The following is a 9137-nucleotide window of genomic DNA, read 5'->3' as shown; positions in this document are numbered from 1 at the left end:
AATTATCAATAGCAATAATAAAATCAATCATCGTAGTCACCTCATCTATAGTGTACTACTTTGATTGATTTTGTCATTATGAATCTAGTTTTCTGAAAACAAAAGTTTCTTCATGCGTTTGGCGTGGTTATTTGGCCTTATTTCTTGTAAATATCGAAGCTGATTTCATCCTTAAACAAATCAATTTTCTTGGCCTTCAAATAGACTCTCGCATCGTTTTTAACCTCTTGCAAATTGACCACAATAGCTGATTGTTGTGGCATCACTTTCACAAACTTCGGCAACTTGTAGCTTGACTTCAAATATTGCAGAACATCTTTTTCAGGTAGAGGCAAGGTTCCTACTGAAAAAGAAATCACCTGTAGCTGAACAGCTCCATTATCTAAACGATGAGGTTGAAAGTAGATGTATAAAGGGACTTCATATCCTAGAAGTTGGTAGGTTCCTTCGAATAAAATGGATGAAGAGGTGGCGTAGAATTTGTAATGCATCTTTTCAGACTGATAGTCCTTGAGGTAGCTGGCCACCGTTTCATTCAGTTGTTCTCTGCTTGTGGTAAACGTACCGACTTTAACATTTTTAGTGGCTTTTTGAGCAATTAAATCTGACTCAGGCTCTCTCACTTGAATAAGACGACTTCCAATAACTAATAAAAAGGCGACATTGAAAGCCAACAAAAGCAAGAAGCCCCATTTCCACCAGTTAAGGGGTGATTTCTTTTCCATGTTTTCTGATTTTCTCCATTACTGCGTCTGACATGATTTGATAACCAGTATTATTGGGGTGAAAATGGTCTCCCGTAAACAAGGCATCGTTAACAATTGTGGTTTGGTCTCCTGACGATTGAACAATCCCCTCTTGGCCATTAACCCCCTTATATAAGAGGTCATTGATAGGAACAAAATAAACATGCTTGTAATCATCAAGAACGTCCTTAGTTTTATCGTTCCAATCGTCAATAACCTTTTGCATATCCGTTAATTCTGGAAAATTCAAGTAGAAAGGATTATAAATCCCCAAAACAAAAATGGGTAGTTCATTATTATCTTTTCTTGCTAAATCAATAATCTTCCGCAACCGCTCTTGATACTGACGAGCTGGTTTCTTAAAACTGGACACTTGTAAGTCAGCTAAATTGTTTCGAATAACGGCCATAACATCATTACCACCAACTGTTAAAGTCATCACATCAGCTTTTTTTAAAGCTTTTCGAATGTCTTTTTCTTGGGTCATTCGATCAAGGATTTGCTGGCTGGTGTTCCCAGATACGCCATAATTTTGAGGGCTCACGTTAGCTTTTAGATAATCTCCCATATCACTTGCTAATAAGGGAACAAAACCGCCTTGGTTGGTCAAGTCTCCCACGCCTTCAGTCAAGGAATCTCCTATGGCAACGTAATGGATATCCATTTGCTCATTTTTTAGAAAATCACTTTTTTTCAATCGTGAATCTGACTTAGGGATGAGAAAATTGAGCATTACGAACGCCAGGCCTAAACTGACCAGAAAGAAAAGGAGACCGTTAAGAAATCGACGATTATTCATAACGAACCATAACCGCAAAGGCTCCCTCACCCGTATGCGTCTGGATAATAGAGCCAGTTTCTAAAACCGTAATAAGTCCTGTGTAGTGAGCTGCAATTTTTTCTTTTAGCATTAAAGCAAGATCAGCTTCTCCAGCATAAGAAATGGCTACTTCAGCAATCGGACGGTGACTGTTATCAGCCAGATAGCCATCTAACCATTTGGTAAAGGTTTTATTTCCTCTCCCTTTGACAAGAGTTTTGAGTTCATCATTTTTAAGTTCCATCAACACCCTAACATTTAGAAGCGAGCTAAGAACTCCCGTTACACGGCCGATTCGGCCCCCTTTGACAAGGTTTTCTAACGTTGAAACCCCAATATAGAGTTCTGTTTTTGACTTAATATCTTGAACCGCAGCCAAAATATCTTCTAGACTTGCACCCGCTTGTGCCAACTTTGCTGCTGCAACAACTTGGAATTTCAAGGCTTGGTCTGTGAATCCAGAATCTAAAACCGTTACTGGCGCTTCAGCAATTTCTGCTCCTTGGCGTGATGCTTCGATAGTTCCTGATAAAGCTGGGGACAGGTGGATAGCAACAATGTCGGTTGCTCCTTCTTTAACAAGCTTCTCATAAGTTTCAGCAAAAAGACCAACTGGAGGTTGACTCGTTTTGGGAAGAGACTTGCTAGCCTTCATTAGGCTCAAAAAGTAACCTTCTTCTTTCAAGTCATTATCAGAATATAATTTGCTATCAATCATAACGGATAGAGGCACTACGGTAATGTCCAAGGCCTTAACTAATTCTGGTTCAATGGTCATTGATGAATCTGCAACAATTTTAATAGTTCCCATGTATTTTTCCATTCTAGACTAGTTTCTCGTCTCCTTATTTTATCACTCCTTGGCAAATAAATCAAAATTAGTCACGCATCTTCTGAGTATTTATTAACTGAGAAGTTAACAAACCAGCTGTTTTGTTTTTAAAGTATGATGACGTCATGAGTTTTAAATCAATATAAAACAGGAGCCTCATCTAAATGGTCTGACTCCTGTGTTGTGTTATCCATGTCTTATCTTCTCAGACCTGCCTTATCAGTCAATTGATGAGGGCTCAGTTTTTTTAATCACCAGAAGAGTTGCAAAACCTAGGCAAGTCATCCCGAACCAAGGCAGAGTGGTCCACGATTGATCTCCTGTTACTGGCAAATCTTTCTTCTCCTTGCGCACTAGGAAGCTAATTTTTCGGTTATAGGGCACGGGAACATCTTTTCTGTTATCCCCAATATAAGAAATAATGCGTCCTAACTCATCAATAATAACGCTTGGTTGATTCGTTTGCTGACTAGTTCCTCTTTTCCTATCAATAGTTTGTTCGACCTTTTTCTTTTCATAGTGGGCTGCTAAAACTTCGCCAAACACTTCACCATGAGAATACACCTGAGTTGTTAAATCAGACTTTTTAGACACTAAAGACGCTAATTTTGTAGTCGCTGCATTCAAAGCTTCCATTTTTTCAAGCAATTGACGCTTTGCTACCATATAACGCAGAGCTGGGCTTGGGGCTGTTCTCACGTGTGGTGTCGGTTTATCACTATTTTCCTGATCATCAAGAACCGGAAGACTAACAGCGATAGCGTTCATCAACATAGGCGTATCAGCTTCACCAGCAGAGGTTTCTGCTAAACTAGGCTTATCTAACCCTTCATCTTCAGCGGATGGCTCACCCTCTCTTTCAAAGTAGTGACCCTCATCCTCTTCAAGATCATCCTCAAAATCATCTGCTAAAGGAAAATCTGGTATTTCCTGTTTTGCTTCAGACTGCTCTTGAGGCACGGATTTCGCAGAGGTGGATGTGTCTTGGTCAGTAGTTATTTGATGGTCTACTTTCACTTCCTTACTTGACTGTTGAGTTGCTCTCACTGTTGAAAAACTGCAACTTAGGACAGCCAATACCATAATGCTTGCGAAATATAATTTTTTATTAGACATGTATGTCTCCTAGCTTAAAATTCTCTTATATATTCTACTATTTATCAGGGGTTTGTCAAGACAGTTGAGCAAAAAGAAACCGCCCAACGTCCTGCTAGATGGCATCAGAGCGCTAAGGCTCCAGAATCTAACAACAGGCTAATCTGACGGTTTCTCTTTCTCATCAAAAGACTATTCTATTGAATAGTCACAGTTTTTTCTGTTTATTAATGTTTGGCCAGTAATTCACGAGCCTGAGTGAGAGCAGCTTCTGTCATGTCTGCACCAGCAAGCATTCTGGCAATTTCTTCCACACGTTCTTCAGAAGTTAACAACCTTACCTTCGAAACAGTGGACTCTTCTTTACTCTCTTTAGAAATAAAATACTGGTAATCAGCGATGGCAATGACTTGAGGTAAGTGTGAAATAGCAAGAACTTGCCCATGTCGCCCAATTTTATAAATCTTTTGGGCAATGGCTTGAGCAACTCGACCAGAAACACCTGTATCTACTTCATCAAAAACAATACTCGTTTTATCTTCTTTTTTAGAGATAGCTGCTTTGATAGCCAACATCAAGCGTGATAATTCGCCGCCCGAAGCCACCTTGACAAGGGGCTTGAATCCTTCACCTGGATTGGTGGAGATGTAAAATTCCAAGCTTTCATTACCATCACGATTGAATTTTGATGTGGCAAAGTGAACTTTGAAGTCTGCTTTTTCCATATAAAGTTCCTTAAGTTCAGCTTTGATATCAGTTTCTAATTGCTCCGCCAATTGATGGCGAGAGACACTTAACTCCGAAGCAGCAGTAACCAATTGTTTTTCTAAGCTTTTCAATTCTGCCTCTAGGTCCCCTGAAGACAACTCATCGCCTGTTAATAGCTGGTATTCTTTGACGATATTATCGTAGTAGTCAAGCACATCATTCACATCGCCACCGTATTTACGGGTTAAGCTATTGAGTGTATCCAAGCGAAATTCAATTTCCTGTAATCGCCCACCATCAAAATCCAGTTGGTCAATGGTATCTGATAATTGCTTGCTCACTTCTTCAAGAATATAATAGGCTTCAGAAATCGAAGTCGACATCCCTTTGTACTCAGAATCAAACTGCTCAATTGATAGCAAGTCATTCATGCTAGAGCGAATATTGGATAGGCTTGAAAAATCTTCATTATCTAGCATGACATAAGCATTGGTCAGGGTATCAGCAATTTTCTTATGATTTAACAAACGATCACGTTCTTGACCTAGTCGCTCATCCTCTCCTCGGTTCAAAGCTGCAGTTTCAATCTCCGCTATCTGAAAAGCCAACATGTCGATACGATCTTTATGTTCTTTTTCATTTTTTTGTTTATCAATAACCTGTCGACGCAAGCTTTTATAACGATCAAAAATAAGCTGATAGTTCTCTTTCAATTGCTCAAAAGCCTTATCACCAAAAGCATCCAAAATTTGCTGGTGAAGCTGTGGTCTCATTAATTCTTCTTGGTCATGTTGCCCATGAATATCTACCAAAAACTGCCCGACCTCTTTTAAGGTCGCTAAGTTAACCATCTGACCGTTAATGCGGCTCACGCTTCTGCCATTGGCAAAAATATCTCGGCGGATTACCAAATCTTCTTCCATTGCAATTCCAGAGGCTTCTAAACATGCAACCAGTGCCGGATTGGCATCTACGGAAAAAAAGCCTTCAATTTCTGCCTTATTAGCGCCGTGGCGAATCACTTCTGTACTAGCACGCGCACCAAGCATCATATTCATGGCATCAATAATAATGGACTTTCCAGCTCCTGTTTCACCCGTCAAAACTGTCATGCCATTTTCAAAATTCAGAGAGATTTCCTCAATAATGGCAAAATTTTTAATGGAAATTTCTAATAGCATCACTTTCTCCCTGTTATTCTAAGTTTGCCCCTGCATCCAGAGCAAGACTTCCTGACGAATCTTATCGGCATCTGCTGCTGATTTAGCAATCAAAAGTAAACTGTCATCATCTGCAATAAGACTAAAAATAGCTTCTGGAAAATCAGTTAACAAGTAACGTTTTATGAGTTTGCTATTTCCAGGAACTACTTTTAAATAAAGATGTTGCTCAAGTCCTGCTGTCGGGTCCGAAATAGCCAAAATGGTACTTTTAATAGAACGTGGTCCTTGGATTATCTTTTTACGACTATCTTGAGAGAGGCCGTAGACATAGCGACCACTGCCAGAAGGAATTTTAACAATGCCAATTTCATTCATGTCTCTTGAAATAGTAGCCTGGGTCAATTCTAACCCATGCTCTGCCAACAATCTTAAGAGGTCATGTTGCGTCTCAATTGGATGCGTCAAAACCATTTTTTTGATTAATTCAAGTCGTTCACTCTTTTTCATGTTTCTCAAACTCCTTATGTGCCTTGGCAACAACTTCCTGAATCAGATGTGGGGCTAACGTTTCAGGTGTCTGTGACTTAACAAGATGAGCTAAAAATTCGATATTGCCATGACCACCCTGAATAGGGGAAAAATCAAGACCCTTAACTGTAAATCCGTAATTTAAGGCAAAATCCATGACCTTTTGAATCACTTTTTCATGAATCTGTTTGTCTTTGACGATGCCTTTTTTACCAATCTGCTCGCGCCCAGCTTCAAATTGCGGTTTAATGAGAGCAATAACCTGTCCCTGATCTGATAAAACGTTATGCAGGGCTGGCAAAATCAAGCTGAGGGAAATGAAAGACACATCAATACTGGCAAATACAGGCTGTCCCTCACTAAAGTCCTCTAGCTGAGCATAACGAAAGTTATACTGTTCCATACTTCTCACTCGTGGATCTTGTCTGAGTTTCCATACCAACTGATTGGTCCCAACGTCGACGGCATAGACTAACTTGGCCCCATCTTGTAACATAACATCCGTAAAGCCACCTGTTGAAGCGCCAATATCAATCCCAATTTGATTAGCAACCGATACACCAAAAACATGCAGCCCCTTTTCTAGTTTTAATCCACCACGACTGACGTATTTGAGTTTTTCGCCTTTAAGTTTTAACTCAGTCCCATCGTCAATTTTGTCACCTGGCTTGTCATAGCGTTGGCCATTAATCACAGAGACCACTAACCCTGCCATAACACCGCGCTTAGCTTGCTCTCTGGTCTCAAATAATCCTTGCTTATAGGCTAACACATCTACTCTTTCTTTAGGCATTAAGTCGTAACCCTTCTATCAGTTTTGTAATCGTTTGAGGCTTAAAGCCTACATCGCTTTCTAGTGTCTGAAAAATCGTCAAAGCCTGATCTAAACTCTCTGTCAACAGTTGGTAAGAGGCTTCTAACCCCAGTAAACTTGGGTAAGTAGCTTTTTCTGCGAATAAGTCCTTTTTAGGCGTTTTTCCAAGATCTTCAAAGCTAGCTGTCACGTCTAAAATATCATCCCTAATCTGAAAGGCGTGCCCGATGAGCATTCCCGCCTGCTCTAGTTGTTGACGAACAGTAATAGCCTGTTCTGTTACAAGAGCTGCTGCTTTAAAAGGAAAAGCTAATAATTTTCCGGTTTTATTGAGGTGAATCAGTGACAACTGAGGGAGACTTAAAGCTTGATTTTCCCCTTTCATATCTAGCATCTGACCACCAACCATGCCAAAAGTTCCTGAAGCTAGGGAAAGTTCTTGGATTAAGGCTACTTTAACCTCACTATTTAATTCAGCTTGAGCTATTAACCCAAAGGGGTCTAAAAATAAGCTGTCTCCCGCCAAAATGGCCGTGGCTTCTCCAAATTGTTTGTGATTGGTCAGTCTGCCACGTCGGTAATCATCGTTATCCATGGCTGGCAAATCATCGTGAATCAGACTTCCTGTATGAATCATTTCAAGAGCTGCAGCCAAATCAAAATGAGCTTTCTGTAACGATACCCCAAATCCCTCAATCATCTCTAATAAGATAAGTGGGCGAATGCGCTTGCCACCACTGTCAACAGAATACAAGATGGCATCAATCAACTCTTCAGATACACCGTTACTAGTCGGCTTATAGTAGCGACGAATGGCTTCGTCAATTCTAGCTAATTTGTCCATTAATCATCCATATCTACTTCTGTGCCATCAGCTTGCATCACTTTGACGAGTGTTTTTTCTGCCGCTTGTAAGGTCTTTTGAAGTTCTTTTGAGAGAAGCATTCCTTTTTGAAATTCTGAAATAGCTTCTTCCAATGGGACATCCCCATTTTCAAGTTTGTTCACAATAGTCTCTAAATCTTGTAAATTTTCTTCAAATGTTTTCGTTTTTGACATCTTTTACCTCTACATCTAATTGTCCATCACGCATCTTAATGGTTAACTGATCACCCTTTGTTATCTGACTTACAGAGGCTACCAGTTCTTGATTTTTTTCAATCAACGCATAACCACGCGCAATAATTCGGCCAGTGTCCAGTGATAGCAAAGCATCCTGTGCTTTTTCAAATCGGGCCAGCTGGCTATCGTACTGATTTGTCATATTAGCCATCAGTAAACGCTTAGCGGTAGCAACACGGTCTTGGTACCGCTCGATTTTTGTCTGTAATTGACTATTAGCCAAGGCATGATCCAACTGAACCTTGTTTTCTTTGGCGGAGCTCAGACGATCTTTCATAGTATTCATCAGGGTCATGCTAAGGCGATCAATTTTTTGCAAGTAGGCATCGTATAATCGTTCTGGTTGCCTAAAAATAACAGATTGTGATAGTTTATTCACCCACTCTTGCCGTTGCTTAATCCGCCTCATGCAGGCCTGATAGGAACGATTTTGCCGCTCTACTATCCAAGACATAAGATCTGTTTTTGTAATAGGCGTTGCTAACTCTGCTGCTGCTGTTGGTGTGGCTGCTCTGCGATCTGCCACAAAATCCGCCAGGGTTGTATCAGTTTCATGACCCACACTCGAAATCACTGGAAGTTTCGATTCAAAGATAGCCTGAACCACTATTTCCTCGTTGAAAGCCCAAAGGTCTTCTATCGAGCCACCTCCACGACCAACAATGAGCAAGTCCAAATCCTCTCTTTGGTTGGCTCTTCGAATATTCGCCACTACTTCTTGGGCAGCTCCATCACCTTGTACTTTAGTTGGGAATAATAAAATCTCAACCCCTGGAAAACGCCGTGAAACAGTTGTGATAATATCTCGAATCACAGCGCCACTTGGACTTGTAATGACCCCAATTTTTGACACAAACTGTGGTAAGGGCTGCTTGTGTTTTTGCTCAAAATAACCTGCTGCAGTTAATTTCTTCTTTAATTGTTCAAACTGCAAAGCCAAGGCACCTATGCCGTCTGGCTCTGCCTTTTCAATCACGATAGAATAGGAACCACTCGGTTCATAAAGTTGGACTCGCCCAATCACATTAATTTTCATGCCTTCTTCTAGGTCAAATCCTAGTTTTTTATAGACTCCTGCCCACATGGTGGCTTGAATCACAGCACTTTCATCTTTTAAGGAAAAATATTGATGAGTCGGTCGTTTTCGAAAATTGGACACTTGACCAGTCAGATAAACCCGTTCCAAATAAGGGTCACGGTCAAATTTTAATTTTAAATATTTCGTCAAATGAGTGACGGTTAAATAATCTGCCATCAAGCCACCTTTCACATAGTTGGACCTGACATAGTCCCTTTGCATACTAATGCA

Annotated in this window: 10 protein-coding genes; all 10 read right to left on the bottom strand. The window is 40.4% G+C overall.

From position 1 onward, the window contains the following. Positions 1–137 precede the first annotated feature (137 nt). The 10 genes from ACYTR8_RS05870 to xseA all read right to left on the bottom strand — a co-directional run bounded on the left by ACYTR8_RS05870 (position 138) and on the right by xseA (position 9083). On the bottom strand, positions 138–725 hold the full coding sequence (locus ACYTR8_RS05870; RefSeq protein ID WP_111717050.1) for a YpmS family protein: 588 nt from the start codon (positions 723–725) through the stop codon (positions 138–140). After that, positions 703–1545, bottom strand: coding sequence for an SGNH/GDSL hydrolase family protein (locus ACYTR8_RS05865; protein WP_479641839.1), 843 nt, complete (start codon positions 1543–1545; stop codon positions 703–705). The genes ACYTR8_RS05870 and ACYTR8_RS05865 overlap by 23 nt, the downstream gene beginning before the upstream one ends. Further along, the gene (locus tag ACYTR8_RS05860) at positions 1538–2377 is read right to left on the bottom strand and encodes a DegV family protein (protein ID WP_100249543.1); all 840 of its coding nucleotides are present in this window, start codon (positions 2375–2377) and stop codon (positions 1538–1540) included. The genes ACYTR8_RS05865 and ACYTR8_RS05860 overlap by 8 nt, the downstream gene beginning before the upstream one ends. A 240-nt stretch (positions 2378–2617) precedes the next feature. Next, entirely contained in the window at positions 2618–3514 is an 897-nt protein-coding gene (locus ACYTR8_RS05855) for an LPXTG cell wall anchor domain-containing protein (protein ID WP_479641838.1), read from the bottom strand. Positions 3515–3720: 206 nt separating this feature from the next. After that, positions 3721–5382, bottom strand: a complete 1662-nt coding sequence (gene recN / locus ACYTR8_RS05850; protein ID WP_111717056.1) for a DNA repair protein RecN — start codon at positions 5380–5382, stop codon at positions 3721–3723. Positions 5383–5400: 18 nt separating this feature from the next. Beyond that, entirely contained in the window at positions 5401–5871 is a 471-nt protein-coding gene (locus ACYTR8_RS05845; RefSeq protein ID WP_111717058.1) for an arginine repressor, read from the bottom strand. Further along, on the bottom strand, positions 5858–6685 hold the full coding sequence (locus tag ACYTR8_RS05840; RefSeq protein WP_111717060.1) for a TlyA family RNA methyltransferase: 828 nt from the start codon (positions 6683–6685) through the stop codon (positions 5858–5860). Before ACYTR8_RS05840 ends, ACYTR8_RS05845 begins: the two co-directional genes overlap by 14 nt. Then, entirely contained in the window at positions 6678–7550 is an 873-nt protein-coding gene (locus ACYTR8_RS05835; RefSeq protein ID WP_479641837.1) for a polyprenyl synthetase family protein, read from the bottom strand. Before ACYTR8_RS05835 ends, ACYTR8_RS05840 begins: the two co-directional genes overlap by 8 nt. Next, complete coding sequence (locus tag ACYTR8_RS05830; RefSeq protein ID WP_002983901.1) at positions 7550–7765, bottom strand: exodeoxyribonuclease VII small subunit; 216 nt, start codon at positions 7763–7765, stop codon at positions 7550–7552. The genes ACYTR8_RS05835 and ACYTR8_RS05830 overlap by 1 nt, the downstream gene beginning before the upstream one ends. Beyond that, positions 7743–9083, bottom strand: coding sequence for an exodeoxyribonuclease VII large subunit (gene xseA / locus ACYTR8_RS05825; RefSeq protein WP_479641836.1), 1341 nt, complete (start codon positions 9081–9083; stop codon positions 7743–7745). The genes ACYTR8_RS05830 and xseA overlap by 23 nt, the downstream gene beginning before the upstream one ends. Positions 9084–9137 lie beyond the last annotated feature (54 nt).

It is taken from the genome of Streptococcus sp. F2 (assembly GCF_056500955.1).
The sequence above is the reverse complement of the archived record's forward strand: the minus strand, read 5'-3'. Positions and strand labels throughout refer to the sequence as shown.

Coding starts and splice junctions, on each gene's coding strand:
- ACYTR8_RS05870 (WP_111717050.1), bottom strand. CDS start 725: ATGGAAAAGAAATCACCCCTTAACTGGTGGAAATGGGGCTTCTTGCTT.
- ACYTR8_RS05865 (WP_479641839.1), bottom strand. CDS start 1,545: ATGAATAATCGTCGATTTCTTAACGGTCTCCTTTTCTTTCTGGTCAGT.
- ACYTR8_RS05860 (WP_100249543.1), bottom strand. CDS start 2,377: ATGGGAACTATTAAAATTGTTGCAGATTCATCAATGACCATTGAACCA.
- ACYTR8_RS05855 (WP_479641838.1), bottom strand. CDS start 3,514: ATGTCTAATAAAAAATTATATTTCGCAAGCATTATGGTATTGGCTGTC.
- recN (WP_111717056.1), bottom strand. CDS start 5,382: ATGCTATTAGAAATTTCCATTAAAAATTTTGCCATTATTGAGGAAATC.
- ACYTR8_RS05845 (WP_111717058.1), bottom strand. CDS start 5,871: ATGAAAAAGAGTGAACGACTTGAATTAATCAAAAAAATGGTTTTGACG.
- ACYTR8_RS05840 (WP_111717060.1), bottom strand. CDS start 6,685: ATGCCTAAAGAAAGAGTAGATGTGTTAGCCTATAAGCAAGGATTATTT.
- ACYTR8_RS05835 (WP_479641837.1), bottom strand. CDS start 7,550: ATGGACAAATTAGCTAGAATTGACGAAGCCATTCGTCGCTACTATAAG.
- ACYTR8_RS05830 (WP_002983901.1), bottom strand. CDS start 7,765: ATGTCAAAAACGAAAACATTTGAAGAAAATTTACAAGATTTAGAGACT.
- xseA (WP_479641836.1), bottom strand. CDS start 9,083: ATGGCAGATTATTTAACCGTCACTCATTTGACGAAATATTTAAAATTA.